21 protein-coding genes, 1 pseudogene and 1 riboswitch are annotated in these 21,445 nt (G+C 68.0%); of the genes and pseudogenes, 19 read left to right on the top strand and 3 right to left on the bottom strand.

Annotation, left to right across the window (positions count from 1 at the left end):
• The first annotated feature begins 160 nt into the window (after positions 1-160).
• From CWT10_RS07790 to CWT10_RS07740, 13 genes and pseudogenes are all read left to right on the top strand, one after another.
• The gene (locus CWT10_RS07790) at positions 161-493 is read left to right on the top strand and encodes a hypothetical protein (RefSeq protein WP_103064424.1); all 333 of its coding nucleotides are present in this window, start codon (positions 161-163) and stop codon (positions 491-493) included.
• Between the two features lie 12 nt (positions 494-505).
• Positions 506-733 (top strand): annotated as a pseudogene (locus CWT10_RS17950) (GNAT family N-acetyltransferase); the annotation flags it as partial.
• 96 nt (positions 734-829) lie between these two features.
• Positions 830-952: a hypothetical protein gene (locus CWT10_RS17660; protein ID WP_269843839.1), complete on the top strand. Its 123-nt coding sequence runs from the start codon at positions 830-832 to the stop codon at positions 950-952.
• A gap of 10 nt (positions 953-962) precedes the next feature.
• Positions 963-1,223, top strand: coding sequence for a Txe/YoeB family addiction module toxin (locus CWT10_RS07785; RefSeq protein WP_103064423.1), 261 nt, complete (start codon positions 963-965; stop codon positions 1,221-1,223).
• Positions 1,213-1,713, top strand: a complete 501-nt coding sequence (acpS, locus tag CWT10_RS07780) for a holo-ACP synthase AcpS (RefSeq protein ID WP_103064422.1) — start codon at positions 1,213-1,215, stop codon at positions 1,711-1,713. The genes CWT10_RS07785 and acpS overlap by 11 nt, the downstream gene beginning before the upstream one ends.
• An 82-nt stretch (positions 1,714-1,795) precedes the next feature.
• Positions 1,796-2,797 (top strand): dihydroxyacetone kinase subunit DhaK, encoded by a 1,002-nt coding sequence (gene dhaK, locus CWT10_RS07775; protein WP_103064421.1) that lies wholly within the window; start codon positions 1,796-1,798, stop codon positions 2,795-2,797.
• A gap of 4 nt (positions 2,798-2,801) precedes the next feature.
• Positions 2,802-3,470, top strand: coding sequence for a dihydroxyacetone kinase subunit DhaL (gene dhaL, locus CWT10_RS07770; protein WP_103064420.1), 669 nt, complete (start codon positions 2,802-2,804; stop codon positions 3,468-3,470).
• Positions 3,467-3,886, top strand: a complete 420-nt coding sequence (locus tag CWT10_RS07765; RefSeq protein ID WP_103064419.1) for a PTS-dependent dihydroxyacetone kinase phosphotransferase subunit DhaM — start codon at positions 3,467-3,469, stop codon at positions 3,884-3,886. The genes dhaL and CWT10_RS07765 overlap by 4 nt, the downstream gene beginning before the upstream one ends.
• Positions 3,887-3,893: 7 nt before the next feature.
• A complete protein-coding gene (gene putP / locus CWT10_RS07760; protein ID WP_103064418.1) occupies positions 3,894-5,375 on the top strand; it encodes a sodium/proline symporter PutP in 1,482 nt (493 codons plus the stop codon).
• A gap of 80 nt (positions 5,376-5,455) precedes the next feature.
• Positions 5,456-6,874, top strand: coding sequence for an AmmeMemoRadiSam system protein B (gene amrB / locus CWT10_RS17340; protein WP_103064417.1), 1,419 nt, complete (start codon positions 5,456-5,458; stop codon positions 6,872-6,874).
• Complete coding sequence (gene amrS / locus CWT10_RS07750; RefSeq protein ID WP_103064416.1) at positions 6,871-7,998, top strand: AmmeMemoRadiSam system radical SAM enzyme; 1,128 nt, start codon at positions 6,871-6,873, stop codon at positions 7,996-7,998. The genes amrB and amrS overlap by 4 nt, the downstream gene beginning before the upstream one ends.
• A 415-nt stretch (positions 7,999-8,413) precedes the next feature.
• Positions 8,414-8,556: riboswitch (FMN riboswitch) on the top strand.
• Between the two features lie 160 nt (positions 8,557-8,716).
• Positions 8,717-9,571 carry an ABC transporter permease gene (locus tag CWT10_RS07745; RefSeq protein ID WP_103064415.1) on the top strand — a complete coding sequence of 285 codons (855 nt, stop codon included), beginning with the start codon at positions 8,717-8,719 and terminating at the stop codon, positions 9,569-9,571.
• Positions 9,572-9,669: 98 nt separating this feature from the next.
• The gene (locus CWT10_RS07740; RefSeq protein ID WP_233188402.1) at positions 9,670-10,695 is read left to right on the top strand and encodes an ABC transporter substrate-binding protein; all 1,026 of its coding nucleotides are present in this window, start codon (positions 9,670-9,672) and stop codon (positions 10,693-10,695) included.
• A 356-nt stretch (positions 10,696-11,051) separates the two neighbouring features.
• Here the strand turns inward: CWT10_RS07740 and hisG are convergent, their stop codons facing one another.
• From hisG to CWT10_RS07725, 3 genes are all read right to left on the bottom strand, one after another.
• The gene (gene hisG, locus CWT10_RS07735) at positions 11,052-11,897 is read right to left on the bottom strand and encodes an ATP phosphoribosyltransferase (protein ID WP_103064414.1); all 846 of its coding nucleotides are present in this window, start codon (positions 11,895-11,897) and stop codon (positions 11,052-11,054) included.
• Between the two features lie 80 nt (positions 11,898-11,977).
• Positions 11,978-12,241, bottom strand: a complete 264-nt coding sequence (locus CWT10_RS07730) for a phosphoribosyl-ATP diphosphatase (protein WP_103064413.1) — start codon at positions 12,239-12,241, stop codon at positions 11,978-11,980.
• Positions 12,242-12,281: 40 nt separating this feature from the next.
• Positions 12,282-13,481, bottom strand: a complete 1,200-nt coding sequence (locus CWT10_RS07725; RefSeq protein ID WP_103064412.1) for a DUF3866 family protein — start codon at positions 13,479-13,481, stop codon at positions 12,282-12,284.
• A gap of 67 nt (positions 13,482-13,548) precedes the next feature.
• Between CWT10_RS07725 and CWT10_RS07720 the strand changes: the two genes are divergently transcribed.
• The 6 genes from CWT10_RS07720 to lnt all read left to right on the top strand — a co-directional run bounded on the left by CWT10_RS07720 (position 13,549) and on the right by lnt (position 21,402).
• The gene (locus tag CWT10_RS07720) at positions 13,549-14,532 is read left to right on the top strand and encodes a helix-turn-helix transcriptional regulator (protein ID WP_103064411.1); all 984 of its coding nucleotides are present in this window, start codon (positions 13,549-13,551) and stop codon (positions 14,530-14,532) included.
• A complete protein-coding gene (locus tag CWT10_RS07715) occupies positions 14,532-15,533 on the top strand; it encodes a helix-turn-helix transcriptional regulator (RefSeq protein WP_103064410.1) in 1,002 nt (333 codons plus the stop codon). The genes CWT10_RS07720 and CWT10_RS07715 overlap by 1 nt, the downstream gene beginning before the upstream one ends.
• Positions 15,534-15,592: 59 nt before the next feature.
• Positions 15,593-15,889 (top strand): Sec-independent protein translocase subunit TatA, encoded by a 297-nt coding sequence (tatA, locus tag CWT10_RS07710; protein ID WP_174721951.1) that lies wholly within the window; start codon positions 15,593-15,595, stop codon positions 15,887-15,889.
• 131 nt (positions 15,890-16,020) lie between these two features.
• Positions 16,021-16,866, top strand: coding sequence for a twin-arginine translocase subunit TatC (gene tatC, locus CWT10_RS07705; protein WP_416171732.1), 846 nt, complete (start codon positions 16,021-16,023; stop codon positions 16,864-16,866).
• A gap of 64 nt (positions 16,867-16,930) precedes the next feature.
• On the top strand, positions 16,931-19,837 hold the full coding sequence (locus tag CWT10_RS07700; RefSeq protein ID WP_103064407.1) for a DEAD/DEAH box helicase: 2,907 nt from the start codon (positions 16,931-16,933) through the stop codon (positions 19,835-19,837).
• Positions 19,834-21,402, top strand: coding sequence for an apolipoprotein N-acyltransferase (gene lnt, locus CWT10_RS07695; RefSeq protein ID WP_103064406.1), 1,569 nt, complete (start codon positions 19,834-19,836; stop codon positions 21,400-21,402). Before CWT10_RS07700 ends, lnt begins: the two co-directional genes overlap by 4 nt.
• Positions 21,403-21,445 lie beyond the last annotated feature (43 nt).

The following is a 21,445-nucleotide window of genomic DNA, read 5'->3' as shown; positions in this document are numbered from 1 at the left end:
GCCTCGACTGAAATCGGCGCGCTAACACCGCCGGTCTGAGCCACCAGCTGCCGTATGCGGCTCGACAACTGCCGCCGCCAGTACGCCCCGATTTCCGGATCTGCCGGTGTGTGCGGGTCGGCATCGAACACAAACAGCCGGCTACCATAGGATTTCAGTGGTGAGCAGGATTAACCAGGACGCGGACACCCGCGATGGCGGCGTATTCACCGTGCGCCCCATGCGAGCCGCGGACGCCCGTGCGTCCATCGAAGTGTGGTACCGCGCCTGGTGCGACACTTATGTCCACCCCGAAGGGTTCACCCGGCAGTGGGTCGACGATTTCTGGGCACCGCGGCTCAGCGAAGAAGGCGTCGTCCGCTTGGCACAGGAGGCGGTCTGCGGGGTACAGGGCACGTACATGGTTGCCGAGGACCGTCGTAATGGCGACATTGTCGGCGTGGCAGTGGCGCAGCGCGTGCACGCCGATCGCCAGTGTCTCCAGGCTCTCTAAGTAGACGCTGCGTCGCGGTGCCAAGGGGTCGGCAGCGCGTTGGCCCGGGCGGCCTTGACGGGTTTGGACCCTACCCGACCAGTCGACCTGGAAGTTGCCCGCTTCAACCGCGGGGCGCAACGCTTCTACGCTCGACTCGGATTCCAAGCAGTTCCGGGCTCGGACGCGCTGTGGCGGGAGGTGCTCCCGGTAGTCACCATGCGGCTGCCCGCTGGCTGGTACGGCGCACTAGACCCGTGAAGGCGTGCTGGCGCCCGATGGCTGAGTTCGGTCGGCGACGCACGATTACAAAGAAGAATTAGCGTGACGTACAGTTTTCTGCACAGGAGGTGAGTCATGAGGACCATGACCTACACGCAGTCCCGCGCGCGCTACGCCCAGGTGCTCAATGACGTCGTCAACGACCCCGAGGACGGGCGCGGCAAGGCCCACGAGCCAGTGAACACCCGCAAGGACTAACAGGCCCGCTATGAGCCTCATCTGGTCAACCCACGCCTGGGAGGACTACCTGTGGCGGCAGGTCGAAGATCGCCCAGTCCTCAAACGCGTCAACCTCCTCCTCCAGGACATCCAACGGCACGGCAACGAGGGCCTCGACAAGCCCGAGGCCCTCCGCGGCAATCTCAGCGGCTACTGGTTGCGCCGCATCACGGCCGAGCACAAGCTCGTCTACCCAGTGGCTGGGGACGACATCCTCGTAGTTGCGTGCAGGCTCCACTATGGGCGTTAAACCGCGGTTGCCCGACGTCCCCGAACGTCAAGACGGTGAGGTCCTCGGCGTCGGGGTGGACCTGGTGCATGTGCCCGGCCTGGCCGAGCAGTTGGAGCAGCCGGGAACCGTCTTCGCCGAGCGGGCTTTCACCGCCCGGGAGCTGCGTGAGGCCGCCCGCCGCGCCGACGCCACCGGCTCGGCGCAGGCCGAGCACCTGGCCGGGCGCTGGGCCGCGAAGGAGGCCTTCATCAAGGCCTGGTCGGGCGCCGTCAACATCCGCGCCGGACGATCCCTCGCTCCTCAGCTCCCGCCCGAGGCGGTGGACTGGCGGGAGATCGAACTGATTAGTGATCGTTGGGGACGCCCATCCTTGCGTTTAAGCGGAACCGTGGCCGCCTCGGTTATCGAATCCCTCGGTACCGGTGCCGCCGCTACGGACCGTTGGCCCGTCTCCCTGACCCACGACGGCGACTGGGCGGCCGCCGTCGTGCTGTGCACCCGCATCTGAGCGCCCGGAGGCGACCGGGTACGGCCGCGCGCCGTAGCCAACCATCAATGTCATTGATACATATGCGCGGTACAGTTCTGTCATGAAAAAGCTCATCAACTCCGTCGACGACGTGGTAAGCAACGCGCTGACAGGAATGGCTGCGGCGCACCCCGACCGTCTCAGAGTCGACATGGCACGGCACATCGTCTACCGCGCCACCCCAAAGGAAGACGGCAAGGTCGCCATCGTCTCCGGAGGCGGCAGCGGACACGAGCCCCTGCACGGGGGCTTCGTCGGCACGGGCATGCTAGATGCCGCCTGCGCCGGGGAGATCTTCACCTCGCCCGTTCCCGATCAGGTTAGCGCCGCCACCGCCGCCGTGGACCGCGGAGCCGGCGTACTGCACATCGTGAAGAACTACACCGGTGACGTCATGAACTTCGACATGGCCGCCGAGATGGTGGCGGCCGAATCCGGCACCCAGGTCGCTACCGTCATCACCGCCGACGACGTGGCCGTGGAGGACTCCCTGTACACCGCCGGGCGACGCGGCGTGGGCGTGACCGTGATCGTGGAGAAGATAGCCGGCGCCGCCGCCGAACAGGGATTGTCACTGGAGCAGGTGGCCGCCATCGCCAAGCGCACTTCTGAATCCGGTCGCTCCATGGGCGTGGCCCTGACCTCCTGCACTGTCCCGGCCAATGGCAAGCCGTCCTTCGACCTGCCCGATGATGAGATGGAAATCGGCATCGGCATTCATGGCGAACCCGGCCGCCACCGCGCCAAGATCGCCCCCGCGGATGAGATCGCCAAACAGCTGGTCGACCCCGTCCTGGCCGAGCTTCCCGACGGCGACCACGGCGTGATCGCCCTGCTCAACGGTATGGGCGGTAGCCCGCTGCTGGAGCTCTACCTGATGTACGGCGAAGTCGCCAAGCGGCTCGAGGCTGCCGGTGTGAAGGTGGAACGCTCGCTGGTGGGCGACTACATCACCAGTCTCGACATGGCCGGATGCTCGCTCACGCTGGTGCGCGCAGACGAGGAGATGCTGCGACTGTGGGACGCCCCAGTGGACACACCCGGCCTGCGATGGGGGGTATGAGCGCATGTCACCCACAGCGCTGACGGAACTGGACGCAGGCGACACCGCCGCCTGGATCCGGCGTGCCGCCCGACTCATCGCAGTGCGCGCCGATGAGCTGACAGCACTGGACGCTGCCATTGGCGACGCCGACCACGGTGCCAACATGAAGCGCGGAATGAACGCCGCTGTTGAGGCGCTGCCCGACGCCCCCGAAGCCCCGGCCGCTGTTCTCAAGCAGACCGCCATGGCTCTGATCTCGAAGGTCGGTGGCGCCGCCGGCCCCCTGTACGGCACCTTCTTCCTGCGCATGTCCACCGCTTTAGCCGGTAGACAGACGATAGACACCGCTGCCCTGGCCGACGCCGTCGCCGCCGGCATCGGCGGGATCGTTCAACGCGGCAATGCCGAGACCGGGGACAAGACCATGCTCGATGCCTGGAGTCCAGCTCTGCAGGCGCTCCGGGACCGCAGCGGCGAAGCGGAGGGAACCCTGGCGCGAGCCGTCGCCGCCGCAGCCGATGCCGCCGCGGCAGGACGCGACGCCACCGAGCCCATGCTGGCCAAGAAGGGGCGCGCCTCCTACCTGGGTGAGCGCTCCATCGGCCACATTGATCCCGGCGCCGCCTCCACCGCTCTGATCATGCAGGCACTTGCCGATGTCGTTAGTGGCCGGGTGACGGGCGAAGCATGACGGGTATCGTCGTCGTCTCTCATTCACGCCCCCTTGCCGACGCCGCCGTGACCTTGGTCAGGGGCCTGATACCCGGCCTGGAGGCGCCACTGGAGGTGGCCGCGGGCCTGCCAGACGGCACCCTGGGCACGGACGCCACCGAGATCATGGCGGCTATTGAGGCCGCCGACGACGGCACCGGCGTGGTGGTTCTCGCGGACCTGGGCAGTGGTGTCTTGGCTGCTCAGACGGCCCTGGAGCTGCTCGATCCGGAGTTGGCCGCACGTGTACACCTGTCCGGTGGAGCGCTCGTGGAGGGACTTGTGGCCGCCTACGCCGCCGCAGGCACGGGCAAGGACCCCGTTGCGGCACGCGCCGACGCCGACGCCGCAGCTTCGCTTAAACTGCGGCAGGTTGCAGGCCCCCCGCCCCCGTAGGAGAACCATGACCGAGACAACCTTCCAAGCCATCTCCATGATCATCTACTTCGTTGGAATGGTGGCGATCGGCTGGTGGGCTTACGGTCATAACGACTCCCTGGACGATTACATGCTTGCCGATCGGGGCCTCGGCCCCGCGGTAACCGCACTGTCAGCGGGCGCCTCCGATATGTCCGGCTGGCTGCTCATGGGGCTTCCAGGGGCTCTATACGCCAGCGGGCTGGTGGAGGCGTGGATCGCCGTAGGACTGACGGTGGGCGCCTGGCTGAACTGGAGGTACGTGGCGCCTCGGCTGCGTTCCTATACCGAGGTCGCCCGGGATTCCATCACTATCCCCGGCTTCCTAGACAACCGCCTGCATGACGATCGGCATCTGCTGCGTTGGGCCAGCGGCGGCGTAATCGTCATCTTCTTCACCTTCTACGTCTCTTCCGGAATGGTCTCCGGAGGCACCTTCTTCGAGTCCTCCTTCGGCATGGATTACCGCCTGGGCCTGACCGTGGTGGCCGGCATTACCGTCATGTACACGCTCGTCGGCGGTTTTCTAGCGGTTTCCTACACGGATCTGGTGCAGGGAATCATGATGGTCACGGCGCTGATCGCCGTACCGGTTGTGGGTGTGGTCCGCATGGGCGGGTTGGGGGAGACGCTGCAGGCCGTCACCGCGGTCGACCCGCACTACTGGGCAGTGCTCGGCCCAAGCACCTCTGTGATCGGGATCGTGTCCTCGCTGGCCTGGGGGCTGGGCTACTTCGGACAGCCACATATCATCGTCCGCTTCATGGCCCTGCGCTCCCCCCAGGAGGCTGTTGCCGGACGACGTATCGGTATCGGCTGGATGCTGTTCGCCGTCGCCGGAGCCGCCGCCACCGCCATCGTCGGGATTGCGATCTTCCAACGCGATGGCACCGCCCTGGCCAACCCGGAGACTGTGTTCATTGCCCTGGGTCAGCTGCTGTTCCACCCATTCGTGGCCGGATTCATGCTCGCCGCGATCCTGGCCGCCATCATGTCCACTATTTCCAGTCAGCTGCTGGTGATCTCCTCGGCGTTGATTGAAGACCTGTACCGGCAGGTCTTCCACCGCCCGGTCTCCCAGCGGCGCCTGGTCATGTACTCACGCTTCGCCGTGCTCACCGTCGCGGTAGTCGCCGCGGCCATGGCTTGGACGCCCAATGACACGATCCTGGCACTGGTCGCCTTCGCCTGGGCGGGCTTCGGCGCTTCTTTCGGCCCCACCATCCTGCTGTGCCTGTACTGGAAGCGATTGACTGCCCTCGGAGCCTTCGTCGGCATTATCACCGGCGCCGTTGTGGTGATGATCTGGGGCAATGTCTCCGGAGGGCCGGGAGGCATCCTTGACCTGTATGAGCTCGCTCCCGGGTTCGCGGCTAACCTGCTGGCCGCCTGGGCTGTATCCCGGGCAGGTCGGCCTGATGAGGCGGTGTCCGCTGAGTTCGACGCCGCCGTCGCCGCCGCCCGCTGAGTCAGCAGGTCGGGGGACCGCCCTCTTGCTCCCCGGGTGGGGTCCCGGCGTACCCTGGTACCGCTCAAGGGGGAGAGACCATGAAAACTGTCCGCCGCCCGGCCGTCGCCGGATCCTTCTACCCGGGGGACGCCCCCGCCCTGACACAGATGCTTGATGAGCTGCTGAGCCGGGCGCGTCCAGAGCATCTCGCCCCTGTACCCAAGGCCGTCGTGGCTCCGCACGCCGGCTACGTCTACTCCGGGCCCATGGCCGCCTGCGCCTACGCCCGCCTGGAGCCAGGTCGCGGACGCATCACCCGCGTGGTCGTCCTGGGCCCCGCGCACCGGGTGGCGGTGCGCGGACTGGCCCTGCCCGGTGTGCAGCAGCTGGCCACGCCCCTGGGCACGCTCGACGTCGACTCCGCGGCTTGCGAGCTCGCCGCGGCCCTGCCCGGGGTGAGCACCGCGCCGGAGGTGCACGCATGGGAGCACTCCCTGGAAGTGCAGCTGCCTTTCATTCAGACGGTCCTAGGTCAGGTGCAGGTGGTGCCCCTGGCGGTCGGTACCGCCTCGGCGCGCACGGTTGCCGATGTGCTCAACGCGCTATGGGGTGGGCCGGAGACGGTCATCGTGATCTCCTCCGACCTGTCTCACTACCTGCCGCAGGATCGGGCCGTATCGGTTGACGAGGAGACGGTAGCGCGCATCCTCGCCCTGGACTCCACCATCCCGCATGATCGCGCCTGCGGTGCCACGCCGCTGGACGGCATGCTTTTGGCCGCCAAGGAGCGCGGGATGCGTGCCGAGCTGCTGGGCCGGTGCACCTCGGCCGATTCCGCCGGCGACCCGGATAGGGTGGTCGGTTACTGCGCTGTCGCCCTCCACGAGTCGCCCACCGCTAAGGATGAGCTTGCCGCCGCCACGGCAGCCGCGGATACACAGGCTACCGAGCCGCCCGCCGACGCCGGGGACACTCTGTTGCCACTGGCCCGCCGGGCGATCGCCCGCGCCGTGGGCACCGAGCCCGGTGAGCCCGCCGAGCTGGTGGTGGGGGAGCGGCCCGACTGGCTGGAGCGTCCCGGCGCCGCCTTCATCACTCTGCGCACTGAGGACGGCTCCCTGCGCGGCTGCATTGGCTCGCTGGAGGCGCGCCGCCCGCTGGGCGAAGACGTCGTGGCCAATGCCGTCGCCGCCGCACTGCGCGACCCGCGCTTCCCGCCCGTTACGGCCACGGAGCTGCCGGCGCTTAACCTGGAGGTGTCCGTCCTCACGACCCCCGAGGTCATGGAGACGCGCGACGAGCAGGAGGCACGCCGCCGCCTGCGCCCGGGTGTTGACGGCGTGGTGCTGTCACTGGGACCCCGGCGCGCCACCTTCCTGCCGCAGGTGTGGGATGAATTGCCAGATCCGGCCGAATTCCTGCGTCAACTCAAGCGCAAGGCCGGCTGGCCCGCCGGGTTCTGGGACCCGGATCTGGTCGTGGAGACCTACCGGGTGCGCGCCTGGGAGGAGCCATGAGCACCCTTACCACCCCGCCGCCGTCCCCGCCCGCTGCGGGCGACGCCGCCGGTTACACGGCCCGATGGTGGAAAGCGCTGCCGGACGGCCGTTTGCAATGCGACCTGTGTCCGCGACACTGTCGCCTGCGGGAGGGGCAGCGCGGCTTCTGCTTCGTGCGTCGCCGCAGTGGGAAGCGGATCGTGCTGACCGCCTACGGCCGCTCCACCGGCCTATGCCTGGACCCGGTGGAGAAGAAGCCGCTGCATCACGTCCACCCCGGCAATTCCGTGCTGTCCTTCGGCACCGCGGGCTGCAACCTGTCGTGCAAGTTCTGCCAGAACTGGGTGGTCTCGACCGCCCGATCCACCCAGGTGCTCAGCGTGGACGCCCCGCCCGGCAACATCGCCGATCAGGCCGCCCGGTTGGGCGCCCGCGCCGTCGCCTTCACCTACAACGACCCGGTGGTCTTCGCCGAGTACGCCATCGACACCGCTCACGCCTGCCACGAGCGCGGGCTGGAGGCCTACGCGGTCAGCGCCGGGTGGGTCTGCGGCGGGCCGGCGCTGGAACTCTTCGGCTCCGTCGACGCCGCCAATATTGACCTCAAGGGCTTCACCGAGGGCTTCTACCGGAAGATCACCGGGGCGCGGCTGCGGGATGTGCAGGACACGCTGGTGCGCGTGCGCGAACACACCTCAACGTGGCTGGAGTTGACCACGCTGTTGATCCCGGGCCTGAACGACTCGCCCGAGGAGGTCGGTCGGCTTGCCGCCTGGGTGGCCGGCGCGCTGGGCGCGCACACGCCGCTGCATCTGACGGCCTTCCACCCCGCCCACCGCATGCTGGACCGGCCGCGGACGCCGGCGGCTACGCTGCGGCGGGCCCGCCGCGCGGCGCTGGATGCGGGCCTGCGCTTCGTGTATCTGGGCAATGTGCGCGACGCGGAGGGGGCGACGACCTTCTGCCCCGGTTGTGGCGCCGCGGTCATTGTCCGTCGCGGCTATACGGTGGACGCCTACGAGCTGGATGAGAGGGGCTGCTGCCGCCACTGCGGGCGGCGGCTACCCGGCAGGTTCGATGCCGATGACCCGGGCGACTCCGCGGCCGCCTACCCGTGGCGCGTTGCCCCGGCGGGCCGGTAGGCGACCGTGCATCATGCGCCCACGGGACCGTGGTTGTTTACACGTATGGCTGTAAGTGTTGGGGAGTTCGGAGGGGTGACAGATACGCCTAAAGACTCTTGGCCCGCCGTCACCTGGCAGACTCGGTCCTTTCCCGGTCCGACGGTCTCGACACCCACACCCTGATGGTCATGCACCGCGAGCTGTTGGGCTCCACCGCGCCAGACATCGCCGGCACGCCTGGAGCAGGCGGGAATCGTGGCCGGCTATCAGGTGGCCCGCGGTCGGCGTGCCTGACGTGTTCCCGATGTGCTGGCCCTCATGGGCCGTGTCACCGCCGGCATGCGCCGGAGCCGAGACGGATGACACTCCCGAGCGTTTCAGGCGAACAGGGTTGCCACTGCTGCCACCAGCCGCTAGTGTCGGCGATGCATGAAACGTGCTCCGGGGTCGGTGAAAGTCCGAGCCGGCGGTGATAGTCCGCGACCCGGTTGCATCCACCCGCAGGGTGGGCGCAGTCGGCTGAGCCGGTGGAAATCCGGTACCGACGGTGAAAGTCCGGATGGGAGGAGGCACGTGGCGCGTGTCTGGCGTCCGCGGATCGTGGTGCGCTCCCATGGGGGCGGATCCCGATTGTAGGCAGTGGCCTCGCGCCGTGTGGCGTTACGCGAGTACCGCCCGTCACCCCGGAGTGCCCCCGGGGCGGGTGCTCCGGGAGGAGCCGGAGAGGACGCCGCGCATGACCAGCGCCATCATCGGGAGAACCGGGATCGGAGCCGCCCGTCACGAGGGCGCCCGCATACCGCGGCCCACGGTTGCCCGGCTGCTGCGGACGGTGTTCAACCCGTCCGTCGTGCTGGGGGCGTTCCTCCTGCTGGCCTGGTGGGCAGTGACTCGGGCCGGTCTGATCGCACCGGTTTTCCTGCCCTCTCCCTCGGCAGTCGCCCGCCGCCTGGTGCTCGCCTTCACCCAGGGCGGCCTCGCCGGATACACCTGGGTGACACTGCGCGAGGCGCTGCTCGGTTGCCTGGCAGCCGCCGTCCTGTCCCTGCCGCTGGCGTGGACGCTGTACCACTCCCGTCGCTTCTCCCGCGCTGTCCTGCCGTACGTGGCCGCCTCGCAGGCCATCCCGGCGATCGCGATCGCACCACTGCTGGTGGTGTGGATCGGCTATGGCACCGTGCCGACGGTGGTGCTGTGCGTGCTCATGGTGTTCTTCCCGATCACGGTCACCGTCCTGCTGGGCCTGCGCGGCCTGGACACCGACGTCATTGATGCCGCCCGACTCGACGGCGCCGACGGGCTGAGCATGTTGGTCTACATGGAGCTGCCAATGACGTTGCCTGCGATCCTGTCCGGGCTGCGCACCGGCTTCACCCTGTCCGTGACCGGCGCTGTGATCGGCGAGATGACCATGGGCGGGGAGGGCCTGGGCATGGTGCTCGCCTCCCAGCGGCAAACCGTGGACACCACCGGGCTGTTCTCCACCATCGTGGTGCTGTGTGTCATCGCCACCACCATCCACTGGGTACTGCACGAGCTGGAACGGCGTAGCCGCGTCGTCGCCTCCATGCGGGGGCGCCGCGCCACCTGAGGCCACGCCCCGCCCCTGCACGAACGTCCCTTCCAACCAAATCTCACCCTATCCCGTCTGCTGCCGCTAACCGGCTCACGGCAGTGAAAGGAACCACCATGTACGCTCTCACCCCCCGCTTGACCCGCCGCACGCTGCTGACCGCCATGGGAGCAGGCGCCGCCGGGCTGCTGGCCGCCTGCGCCTCGGGCACCGGTGCCCGGACCGCCACGGCCACCGCAGCCACCTCCGGTCTGGTCATCGGCATGACCTACACCCCGAACGTGCAGTTCGCCCCCTTCTACCTGGCCCTGGCCGACGGCGAGTACGCGGCGGGCGTGTCCCTGCGCCACCACGGGGAGCAGGAGGGGCAGTTCGACGCGCTGCTGGCCGGCACTGAGCACCTGGTGGTGGCGGGCGGCGATGAGGCGATCGTGGCTGCCTCCAACGGCAATGAGCTGGTGATCATAGGCGGCTACTACCAGCGCTACCCGGGCTGCATCATCGTGCCGGAGGACTCCGATATCACCGAACTGAAGGATCTGGCCGGAAAGAGGATCGGTACCCCCGGCAAGACTGGCGAGACCTGGTACTCGGTGCTGGTGGCGCTGTCCTCGGCCGGGCTGACCGAGGATGACGTCGACGTGCAGGAGATCGGCTACACCCAGCAGGCCGCCCTGTCCAGCGGCAAGGTCGACGCCATCGCCGGCTTTTCCAATAATGACGCCGTCCAGATCGCCCAGCACGGCACGCCTGTGCGCGTCTTGTCCATCGGCGAAGACGTGCCGCTGCTGGGAGCCTCCCTGATCACCACGGCGCAGGTGCTGGCCGACCGTCGCTCCGAGTTGGAAGCGGCTGTGGCGGCCTCCGCCGTCGGTATGACCAGGTTCGTGGATGACCCCGACGCGGCAGTCGACGGCACCAGGGAGTACGTCCCAGACCTGGTGGACTCCACACAGGCCGAGAACGCCCGCGAGGTGGCCGTGGCCACGGGTGAGCTGGTGCGGCCCAGTAAGGACACGGTGGTGGGCGCGCTGGTGCCGGAGCAGGTGGGGGAGACCATCGACTTCCTAGCCGGCCGCGGCCTGCTCGGTGAGACCACCGTGACCTCCGACGACGTCTGCGAGCCGCTGCTCACCGCTTGAGCCGTCGCTACCGGCGCAGGCAACGTGCCGAAACCTCCATCACTTTCTTGCGGAAACTCACTGCCCCATCTTCTCCTTGTGCAGTCAAAGCGGCGTGAACGTGTGATGGGTGAGCGGTAGGACGGCCCGCTCCTGCGAGTATTAATTTACCCACCAATAAACCTTGAAGAACGGACCATCAGCCGTGAATGATGGCACGAAGTTCGACCGTCATCAGCTTCCGGGGCGGCAAAGTTGGTGACTGGGGGTTTTCAGCGTGTTCGCTCCGGTTCCCGACCCGCGGCACTGGCGGGGCGTACGCCACCGGCGGCAGCTAAAACACCGTCCACAAAACCCGGGTTTGACAGGTACTACCCCTACAGCCTGCAGGCCACCAGGGAGGACACCAGAATGGCGCGCGCCCCGATGGCGTATAGCTCGTCCATGACGCGGTTGGCGTCCTTGCGGGGGACCATCGCCCGCACCGCCACCCAGTCGGGGTTTTGCAGCGGAGATACGGTGGGAGATTCGATGCCGGGAGTGATCTCGCTGGCCAGGTGCAGCCGGTTCATGGGGATGTCATAGTCCACCAGAACGTAGGAGCGGGCCCGCAGCACACCTTCCAGACGGCGCACGAGGGTGGCCAGGCCGGGCTCGTCGCGGTACTGCTCGGTGGTGATCAGCACCGCCTCGCTGGCCAGGATCGGCTCCCCGAAGGTCTCCAAGCCGGCGGCACGCAGCGTGGAGCCGGTCTCGACGACGTCAGCGATCAGGTCCGCCACCCCCAGCTGCACGGAGGACTCCACGGCGCCGTCCAGGTGCACGGTCTGGGCGTTGATCCCCTGCTCCGCCAGGAAGTTGCGCACCAGCACGTCGTAGGAAGTGGCCACACGCTTGCCCTCGACATCGGCCAAGGTGCTCATGGTGCCGGCTGGCGCAGCAAAACGGAAAGTGGAACGGGCGAAGCCGAGCGGCAGGTGCTCAAGCGCCTCCACGCCCGAGTCCAGCAGCAGGTCGCGGCCGGTCACGCCGGCGTGCACAGTTCCCTGGCCGACGTAGACGGCGATGTCGCGTGGGCGCAGGAAGAACAGCTCGACCTGGTTGGCATCGTCAACCAGGACGAGCTCCCGCCCGGAGCGGCGGGTACGGTAGCCCGCCTCGGCAAGCATGGTGGTGGCGGGCTCGGACAGGGAGCCCTTGTTGGGCACGGCGATGCGCAGCACGGTGTTCCTCGAGTGTGTAGTGGAGCTTGAAAGCGTGGTCAGTGGGTGATGGATCATGCGGGGCCCGGCGTCCCCTAACCTCACAGGTAGCGGTAAATGTCCTCGAGCGTGTAGCCCTTGGCCAGCATCATCACCTGGGTGTGGTACATCAGCTGGCTGAGCTCCTCGCAGGCGGCTTCGTCGGACTCATGCTCGCAGGCCATCCACGCCTCGGCTGCCTCCTCGACGAGCTTCTTGCCGATGAAGTGCACGCCTCGGTCAAGCTCCTGGACCGTGCCGGACCCGGCGGGGCGGGTGACGGCCTTGTCCTGCAGCTCGGCGAAAAGGTCCTCGAAAGTCTTCATGGGGCCAGCGTAGTGCAGCCGCGCCGGAGCGCCGTCCTCACTACTCCTGCCGGGAACGGGCCAGGCGGGCGGCGTGGCGCCCGGCGGCGGCCGCTGCGAGGAAGGCGGCCGTATCCTGTTCCAGTCCACGACCCATGGTGCTCAAGCGCACTCCGGTGTAACGCTCCACGGCCTGCAGTGCCGCATATAGGCCAGTAACCGGCACCTCAACCCGCCGGTGGGTGGCCGCCCGTGTGCGCGCCGAGCACAGGGCATCGGCCTGCTCAGCCACCTGTTCCCCCAAGGCTCCGGGCAGCAATGGCACCACGATGTCGGCGGCGGCCAGGGCGACGCGCCCGTATGCCGTCAGCGAGTGGTGGGACACACCCCGATGGCGTGCGCGGGCATCCGCCTCGGAGATGCGCAGGCAGGCGACGGGACGGCCGTCCAGCGCGGCAACCGCATTGACGACGTCGCCGCAGGCCACCCCGGAGAATCCCCAGGGCGTGTCGGTGCCGAGATTTCCGGGACCCTGCGCCACCACGATCACATCGGCGTCCAGAACATGGCGAGCGGCCAGCAGCCCGTTGTGGATACTCACCGCCTCCAGGTCTCCGCCCCAGGCCTGCCCAACGCTGACCGTTCCAGCCAGCACCCCGGCCTCCTGCAAGGCCGCTACCGTACGGGAGTAGGGCAGGGGCAGGGCGCCGCCGTCGGTCATCACATAGACGACCCGTAATTCGCGCCAGCTGGGCACCCCTGGCCGGCAGGTCAGCTGATCGGGGTCCGGGGCGCGCAGGCCGGCCAGGACCGCGGGCAGCGCGGAGTGCAGATCGGCGATCACCACCGGCGTATCGGTGAGCGTGATGGTGTCAATTGGTGCGCTCAGGAGCGCATGGTCGGTGGTGTCCTGCTCATCGACACCGGCAACCATGACCTGGTCGGGCATGTAGCGGGCCTTGACCAGGTGCCCGCGCGCGGGCGTATCCGCAGGCAGTACGCCCGGTCGCGCGGTGATCATGGCATGCCCTCCGGTGCCCAGTGCGCGAGCCAGGGCGGATACCTCCAACCGCACCCATTCACCGGTTTCGGGCAGGCCCGTGACGGTCTCGTAGGCGATGGCCCGGCACGGCTCGCCGTCGCCGAGCACGACGGCACCCGGTGGAGCGGAAACGATGCGCACCGTCACTTCTGCGCAGCGTCTTCCGGGACGTCCCCAGATCCGCCGTAGCTCGAGCACGTTAGCGTCACGCCACATCATGGATCCACCCTAAGCCACCGGCGTGTAACGCCCGACGATAACCGGTGCCAGCGCCTAGGCTGCTGCCGTGCCCCAACTCGCGCCCCTCCCCGATTCGGCCACCGTCCCGGCCGAGGAACGGCAGGTCAACCTGCTGCTAGCGCTGCGCAATACGGAAACCGGCCTAACCAATACCCAGATCATCAGCACAGTCGCCGGCTATAACCCCGACGGCGGCGCCTCCTCCCAGCGCATGTTCGAGCGAGACAAGGCCGTCCTGCGGGACCTAGGCATTGAAATCACCACCACCGGCGTGGGCGCGCAAGCGCGCTACCGCATCACCGAGGCCAACTACGCCCTGCCCGACCTGAGACTGACCGCCGCGCAGGCCGCGGCCATTGAGTTGGCAGCGTCCGCGTGGCGCAGCGGGGCACTGACCCCCGAGGCCCAGCACGCGTTGACCAAGATTCGGGCGGTGGCCGCCCCCGATGCCGACTCCGCCCGGTTGCCGGACCTGAGCATCGACCTCGGCAGCGATGTCTCCGGCGTGCAAGTTCCCGCGGAATTGGCGGCGGCGGTGCAAGAGCGCCGCCGGGTGACCTTCAACTATGCCTCCGCCGGCTCCGGGAACGTCGGAACCCGCACCGTAGAGCCGCATCAACTGCGTCTGAGCGAGGGCGCCTGGTATCTGGACGCACTGGACCTCGCTTCCGGACAACAGCGGACCTTCCGACTGGCTCGCGTTGCCGGAGCGGTGTCCGTGGTTTCGGACGCGGGCGCCTTTCCCGCCGTCGAGTACTCGGTGCCCACCCCCGCGCAGGCGGTGCTGGCCGTCGCTCCGGGGCGTGCGCTGCAGCTGCGCGCCCGTGCCCAGGCCACCCGTTCGGCGCGATGTCCGCGTGGCTGGGATGAGATTGACGTCACCTACGTGGACCGCTTCGCCTTCGCCGGGACGCTGGCGGCCCTGGCCGATGCGGTTGTCGTCCTGGCGCCGCAGGAACTGCGAGAGGACGTCATGTCACATCTGGAGGCGGTTTCCGCTTGGGCACCGGCCGCCTTGGAGGGGGAGTAATGGCCCGTCCCAGTTCCGTTGACAGGCTGGTGCGGTTGCTGGCCCTGCCCGCCTGGGTCAGTGAGCACCAGGACGCCACCTTGGAGGAGGCGGCTGCCCATTTCGGCGTAACTCGGGAGACGATTTGTCAAGACGTGAACACCCTGTGGGTGACCGGACTGCCCGGTGGCATGCCTGATGATCTGGTGGACTTCTCCACCGACGCGCTCGAGCAGGGCCGCCTGCGCCTGAGTGAGCCCCTGGGCCTGGACCGGCCCGTGCGCCTGTCGCACCGGGAGGCAGTGTCACTGATGCTGTCGTTGGGCGTTCTGACCGACCTGTTGACCGACGATCCCGAGGCCGCGGACGTACTCGACCAGGCCCGCCGCACGCTCCGGCATGCCCTGGGCGCAGCTACTCCGGCGCAGGACTCCGCCCACCGGGACGCCGGCACCACCGGCGCCCTGCCATCCGTCCGCCGCGCCTTGGCCGAGCGACGGCGGCTACACCTGGTGTATGTCTCCGCCACAGACACCCGCTCGGAACGCGATGTCGATCCGCTGGAACTGGTAAGCGACGGCAGCCACCTGACGCTGCGCGCCTGGTGCCTGACTGCCCGAGCGGAACGATCATTTCGGCTCGACCGCGTCCTGGAGGCCAAGGTGCTCGACACACCGGCTAGGGCGCATCGCTCCTCACGCAAGCACAACAGTCACACGACTCGGGTCGAGGCCACCCTCGTACTTAAGCCGACCGGCCGCTGGCTGGTGGAGCAGATCCCCTGCCAGCAGGTGCATACCGAGCGGGACGGATCTTTGCGAGTACGGGTGCGTGGGCGCGACCACGCCTGGCTGGTGGGCCTGGTGCTGTCCGCGGGCAAACACCTGATCACGGTGGAGCCCGCCGAACTCGCCATGGAGGCCGGTGCAGCGGCGCGGCGCGCCCTGAGGCGTGATGCCGCCGTATACGCCTACGGTGGAACGCCTATGCGGGGTGCGCAACCGAGCACGGCGAAACGCTAGACTCTTGACGCATCACGCGGGCTCATCTCAATCGCGAGCCCCACGAAAGGAGTTGCGTCGTGATCAAGCCCACACACATTGTTGTTCTGCTTGTCCTCGTGCTGCTCATCTTCGGCGCCAACAGGCTCCCCGAAATCGCCGGGAGTATCGGCAAGTCCATGAAGGTGTTCAAGAAGGAAGTCAAGGAGCTCCGTGAGGACGACGAGTCGCCCTCAGACCAGCAGCCCCAGGCGCAGATCCCGCAGCAGCCGCAACAGGGCACCTACTACACCCAGCCCACCCAGGCCGGGCAGGCGGCCCCGCAGCAGGCGCCCCAGCAGCCGCAGCAATACACGGACGGCACCGTCCAGCAGTGACATCACCGGCCCGCGGCGCGGTGCCGCGGGCGGGTCACCGCGAAGTTGCCGGCGGTGATCGCCGGGCCGGGGTCGTCCCGGCCCTGAGAGTCCGTCTGCCGCACACCCGGGAGGAGTAGAACGTGCCGCATATGCCGAAGCTGCCCGGCAGGAAACGCCGCGAGAACCCCGAGGCAGTCATGTCCATCGGGGAACACCTGCGTGAGCTACGCAACCGGCTGTTCATCTCGGCCATCGGCATCATGGTGATGGCCGTCGTCGGCTATTTCCTATTCGACGTCGTGTATCAGTTCATCACTTATCCGATTGAGGCGGCCAACGCACGCGGGGCCAAGCTCAACGTCAATTACTCCACCATGCTGTCCTCCTTCGACATGCGGCTGCGAGTGTCCATTTGGCTGGGTGTGCTGCTGTCCTCACCGCTGTGGATCTACGAGTTTTTCGCCTACGTTGGCCCCGGAATGACTCGCAAGGAGAAGGTCTACACCTGGATCTTCGGCGCGGTCGGCCTGTTGCTGTTCGCCGCCGGCTGCGCCCTGGGCATGTGGATCATGCCCCATGCGGCAGTGATCCTGACCGGCTTCATCCCGAAAACGGGGTCATCGACCGGCATTATGGATGCCTCGGTGTACTTATCCTTCGTGCTGCGGCTGGTCCTGGCCTTTGGAGCCGCCTTCCTGCTTCCGGAGATCATGGTTGCGCTGAACCGGCTCGGGGTTATGAAGGGGCGCACCATGCTCAAGGGTTGGCGCTGGGCGGTGATCGGCATCTTCACCTTCATGGCCTTCGCCAATCCGCTGCCCGACCCCTGGTCAATGATCTTCATGGCCATTCCCATCACCGGCCTGTACTTCCTGGCCTGTTACATCTCGATCCGTCACGACAAGCGCGTGGCCAGGCGTCGTGCCGAAGAGGACGCCGCTTTGGACGCCGCCCTGGCGGGAACGCCATCCTCCGGCACTCTTACGACAACTTGACGGCACGCCGAAAGCGGCTGGTCGTTGCACGTGCTGGAAGGGGCCCGCGCATAGGGTTTATCTCATGACTTCGCCAGCTGAACGCTACGCCGCCGCACGTCGACGCCAGGCGGACTCCCGCACCGAGCTGGCCCGATTCGCTCGCGGCTATGACTTCCCCTTTGACGACTTCCAGAATCAGGCCTGCCGGGCCCTCGAAGCGGGCGAGGGCGTGCTGGTGGCCGCTCCCACTGGCGCAGGGAAAACCGTGGTGGGAGAGTTTGCCGTGCATCTGGCACTGGCCAAGGGTCTCAAGGCCTTTTACACCACGCCCATCAAGGCCCTGTCCAACCAGAAGTACCTCGACCTGGTCGCGCGTCATGGAAGCGATCGGGTTGGTCTGCTCACCGGCGATACTTCGCTCAACCCTCATGCAGACGTGATCGTGATGACCACCGAGGTGCTGCGCAACATGCTCTACTCGGGGTCCAGGGACCTGGACCGGCTGGGCTATGTCGTGATGGATGAGGTCCACTACCTCGCCGACCGTTTCCGTGGGCCGGTGTGGGAGGAGGTCATGATTCACCTAGCCCCTGAGGTGCTGGTGGTGTCGCTGTCGGCCACAGTATCCAATGCTGAAGAATTCGGGGACTGGCTCGGGCAGGTGCGTGGCACAACTGCGGTTGTGGTCTCCGAGCACCGTCCCGTGCCCCTGACCCAGCACATGATGGTGGGCCGCCGTCTGCTCCCACTGTATTCACTGCGCACCGTCACCGACTCTGACGGACAGGCGCAGGCCTCGGCACAACCGCCTTTGAACCCCGACCTGCTGCGGTCGGTCAGGGATGCGCGTCGTGCCGCCGCAGGTAGGCAGCCAGGCGACACCGGCGGGCGCCGACATGGTGGCGCCGGTCGCCCGGGCCGCTGGGCCCGCGGCGCCGGTGGCCGTCGACGTCCCTCACATCGCGGCGAGGCCGGCGCCCGCACCGCCCATCTGCGACCGCCCTCACGCGTGGCCGTCATCAAGGCCCTGGACGGCGCCGACCTGCTTCCCGCCATTGTGTTCGTATTCTCACGCACCGGCTGCGAGAACGCCGTGCGCGAGGCCGTCACCCGCGGAGTTGACCTGACCACCGCGCAAGAGGCCAGGCGCATCCGGGAGATCATCGAGCGCCGCACCGCCCAGATCCCCGACCGCGACCTGGGCGTGCTCGGATTCCACGCCTGGGAGCACGCTCTGACTCGCGGCGTGGCCGCCCACCACGCCGGCCTGCTGCCCGTGTTCAAGGAGACGGTGGAGGAGCTCTTCGCTGCCAACCTCGTAAAGGTCGTCTACGCCACCGAGACCTTGTCATTGGGCATCAATATGCCGGCCCGTACGGTGGTGCTGGAGTCGCTGCGCAAGTGGAACGGCTCGGCACATGTGAACCTCACGCCGGGCGAGTACACGCAGCTGACCGGCCGAGCGGGCCGCCGCGGCATCGACGTGGAGGGGCACGCCGTCGTACTGGCCACAGACGACGCCGAACCCACTTTCGTAGCCTCTCTTGCCTCTCGCCGCACCTACCCGCTCGTATCGGCCTTCCGCCCCACCTACAACATGGCCGTCAATCTGCTGGCGCGCCTGCCCCGCGACCGCGCCCGGGAGGTGCTCGAATCCTCTTTCGCGCAGTTCCAGGCCGACCGGGGGGTGGTCGAACTAGCGGCCGAGGCACGCCGCAAGCGCCGCCGGCTGGATGCCCTGGAAAAGCAGATGGCCTGTCATCTGGGGGACTTCGGCGAGTACGCCCTGCTGCGCCACCGCATCAGTGATGCGGAGGCCGATCAGTCCCGCGGCAACCGGTCTAACCGCCGTGGTGAGGCAAGCCGGTCGATCAGTTCACTGGGGCGCGGCGACGTGGTCGTGTTCCGCACGGGACGGCGTCGGCGGCACGGCGTGGTCCTCGCCCAGGAGGCTGCGCACACCGGGGAGCCCCGCTTGACTGTCGTGGGTGAGGACGGCCGGGTGCACACTCTGACTCCGCAGAATGCGCCCGACGGCGTCGCCCGAGTTGGGGCTCTGCCAGTATCCGAGGCCGTGGACGCGCGCCGACCACGCGAACGCGAGCGGCTGACGGGACGACTGCTGGAAGCTCTGCGCGCAGGAACGCTTGACGCATCCACACAACGCGGCTCCCGCCGCGGTAACCGGGCCGGTGAGGATGGTGCGAATGTGGCGCAGCATCTGGAGCGCCTGCGCCACGAAATGCGCGCCCACCCCTGCCATGCCTGTCCCCACCGGGAGGAGCATGCCCGCATCGGGCGCCGCTGGGTGCGCACGCGCAATGAGCTAGAGGTCATTCAGGCCCGTGTCAACAGGCGCACCGGCACGATCGCACGCCAGTTCGACGCGGTGTGCCGGGTGCTGCTTGAACTGGGCTACCTGGATCCGGCGGATCGGGGCCATCCCGAGGGGAAGTTGCGCGTGACTGGAGCCGGAAGGATGCTGGCGCGCGTGTATGCCGAGCGCGATCTACTGGTCGCGGAGTGTCTGCGGCAGGGCTTATGGGATGGGCTCAGCTCGGCGGAGCTGGCCGGAGCCGTATCGGCCTGCGTGTATGAGCCGCGTCTAGCGGCTTCATCCCTGGGGCTGCCGGCGGCGCCCGGCTCCCGCCTGGCAGACGTTCTGCAACAGGAGTTGGCGATCTCCCGCCGCATAGGCGACCTTGAGGCGCTGGAACGGGTGGAGGCCTCCACCGGCGCCGAGCCCGCACTTGCCGGTGCGGTACGGATCTGGGCCGAAGGTGCGGACCTGTCCGTCGTGCTTGAGGACACTGATCTGACAGCCGGGGACTTCGTGCGCTGGTGCAAGCAGTTGCTCGATGTGCTCGGTCAACTCGCCACCATCGGCTCCGGTGGTGAAGGACAGACTGATCAGACCGGGACGGCGCTGACGGCCGCGGATGCCTGCCTCGACGTCAACAGGGGAGTGGTTAGTTGGTCCTCCGTATGAATCGGCTGACCCGGTGGCTGGTACCCGTTCTCGTGTCTGCGGGCGCCGGACTGAGCGTGTGGTCCGCGTTCCCGCCGGTGGGGGCATGGTGGGCGGCCCCATTGGGGCTGGCCCTATTGGCCTCGGTGCTACGTGGCCGCGGCCCCTGGGCCGGGGCGGGGCTCGGAACGGTTTTCGGACTCGCACTGTTCACACCACTGCTGCATTTCGCGGCGGTGGCGATGGGCAATCCGATCGGCTGGGCCGCCCTGACCGCGGTTGAATCCGTCTACCTGGCAGTATTCGGGGCGGCATGGGCGTTGGTCGCACGAATCGGACGACTGGAACGCTCCGGCGCCGCGGCCATGGCGGCGCGCATGGCCGCGTTCACAGTGCTGTGGTGCGGGGTTGAGGAAGTGCGCTCATCCTGGCCGTGGGGTGGTTTCCCCTTCGGCAGACTCGCCTTCGCCATGGCCGACGCCCCCATGCTGCCCTTCGCCGCCTATGGCGGCGCCGTCGGTCTTTCCGCCCTGGTCGCCTGTGCGGGGGCCGCTCTGGCGGAGGCGGGACACGCGCTGCGCCGGCAGCGAGTGCTTGACGGGCTGTCGGCCGCGGCACTGGCCGCAGTGGTGGTCGTCGCACCCGTGCTGGCACCCCTGGACGGTGCCGCCCAGAACGGCACCTTGCGGGTGGGGGCGGTGCAGGGCGATGTGGCTGAGGAGTTCGAGGATGCTTTCAACCGGGCCCTGGAGGTCACCGGCAACCACGCCGAGGCCACCCTTTCCCTGGCCGAGGCCGTGGGCCGAGGCACGCTCGACGTCGTCATCTGGCCTGAGAACGCCGCTGACCTGGATCCGCGCGACTACCCCGCCTCGGCGGCACTTGTAGACAGGGCCGCCCAGGCGGTGGGCGCACCGCTTCTGGTGGGCGCCATTTCCTACGCCGACGGCGTGCGCTACAACGACATGCTGGTGTGGACGCCGGCCACCGGAGCGGGGGAGTACTACCGCAAACACCGTCCGGTACCATTCGCCGAATACGTGCCGCTGCGGAACCAATTGCGTCACCTGACCCGCCAAGTGGATCGTATCGGAACCGACTTGGCGCCCGGCACCGGCCCGCAGACGCTCACTGTCCACGCCGCTGCGCAGGAACGCGACGTAAAGCTCGCCCTGGGGATCTGCTTCGAGGTGGCTTACGAGGACACGCTGCGAGCCGGCGTGCAACAGGGCGGTGAGGTGATTGTCATCCCGACCAATAACGCCAGCTTCCTACACTCCTCAGAGGCCGAGCAGCAGCTGGCGCAGGGGAGGGTGCAGGCGGTGATTCACGGGCGTGCCCTGGTGCAGGTCTCCACCGTGGGCGTTACAGCGATCATCAATCCGCGCGGCGTCGTCGAGCAGCGCACCCGGCCCTACACACAGGCCTCCCTGGTGGCGGATGTGCCGCTGCGCCACTCCATTACCGTCGCCGATCGCCTCGGCTCGGTGCCCGGCCGTGCTCTGGAGCTCGGTGCCGCACTGCTGGCCGGGGCCGGTATGGTTTCCGGTGTATCACGGCTGCGGCGGCGAGGTCCGCGGGTGTGAGGAGCGCCGGAAGCTGTGCCGGCCCGTGCTGGAGAGGAGAAGA

Source organism: Actinomyces qiguomingii (assembly GCF_004102025.1).
GTDB lineage: Bacteria > Actinomycetota > Actinomycetes > Actinomycetales > Actinomycetaceae > Actinomyces > Actinomyces qiguomingii.
The sequence above is the reverse complement of the archived record's forward strand: the minus strand, read 5'-3'. Positions and strand labels throughout refer to the sequence as shown.

Coding starts and splice junctions, on each gene's coding strand:
- CWT10_RS07740 (WP_233188402.1), top strand. CDS start 9,670: ATGTACGCTCTCACCCCCCGCTTGACCCGCCGCACGCTGCTGACCGCC.
- CWT10_RS07725 (WP_103064412.1), bottom strand. CDS start 13,481: ATGATGTGGCGTGACGCTAACGTGCTCGAGCTACGGCGGATCTGGGGA.
- CWT10_RS07700 (WP_103064407.1), top strand. CDS start 16,931: ATGACTTCGCCAGCTGAACGCTACGCCGCCGCACGTCGACGCCAGGCG.
- tatC (WP_416171732.1), top strand. CDS start 16,021: ATGCCGAAGCTGCCCGGCAGGAAACGCCGCGAGAACCCCGAGGCAGTC.
- CWT10_RS17660 (WP_269843839.1), top strand. CDS start 830: ATGAGGACCATGACCTACACGCAGTCCCGCGCGCGCTACGCCCAGGTG.
- dhaK (WP_103064421.1), top strand. CDS start 1,796: ATGAAAAAGCTCATCAACTCCGTCGACGACGTGGTAAGCAACGCGCTG.
- CWT10_RS07715 (WP_103064410.1), top strand. CDS start 14,532: ATGGCCCGTCCCAGTTCCGTTGACAGGCTGGTGCGGTTGCTGGCCCTG.
- dhaL (WP_103064420.1), top strand. CDS start 2,802: ATGTCACCCACAGCGCTGACGGAACTGGACGCAGGCGACACCGCCGCC.
- putP (WP_103064418.1), top strand. CDS start 3,894: ATGACCGAGACAACCTTCCAAGCCATCTCCATGATCATCTACTTCGTT.
- CWT10_RS07730 (WP_103064413.1), bottom strand. CDS start 12,241: ATGAAGACTTTCGAGGACCTTTTCGCCGAGCTGCAGGACAAGGCCGTC.
- amrS (WP_103064416.1), top strand. CDS start 6,871: ATGAGCACCCTTACCACCCCGCCGCCGTCCCCGCCCGCTGCGGGCGAC.
- amrB (WP_103064417.1), top strand. CDS start 5,456: ATGAAAACTGTCCGCCGCCCGGCCGTCGCCGGATCCTTCTACCCGGGG.
- CWT10_RS07745 (WP_103064415.1), top strand. CDS start 8,717: ATGACCAGCGCCATCATCGGGAGAACCGGGATCGGAGCCGCCCGTCAC.
- CWT10_RS07785 (WP_103064423.1), top strand. CDS start 963: ATGAGCCTCATCTGGTCAACCCACGCCTGGGAGGACTACCTGTGGCGG.
- lnt (WP_103064406.1), top strand. CDS start 19,834: ATGAATCGGCTGACCCGGTGGCTGGTACCCGTTCTCGTGTCTGCGGGC.
- acpS (WP_103064422.1), top strand. CDS start 1,213: ATGGGCGTTAAACCGCGGTTGCCCGACGTCCCCGAACGTCAAGACGGT.
- CWT10_RS07765 (WP_103064419.1), top strand. CDS start 3,467: ATGACGGGTATCGTCGTCGTCTCTCATTCACGCCCCCTTGCCGACGCC.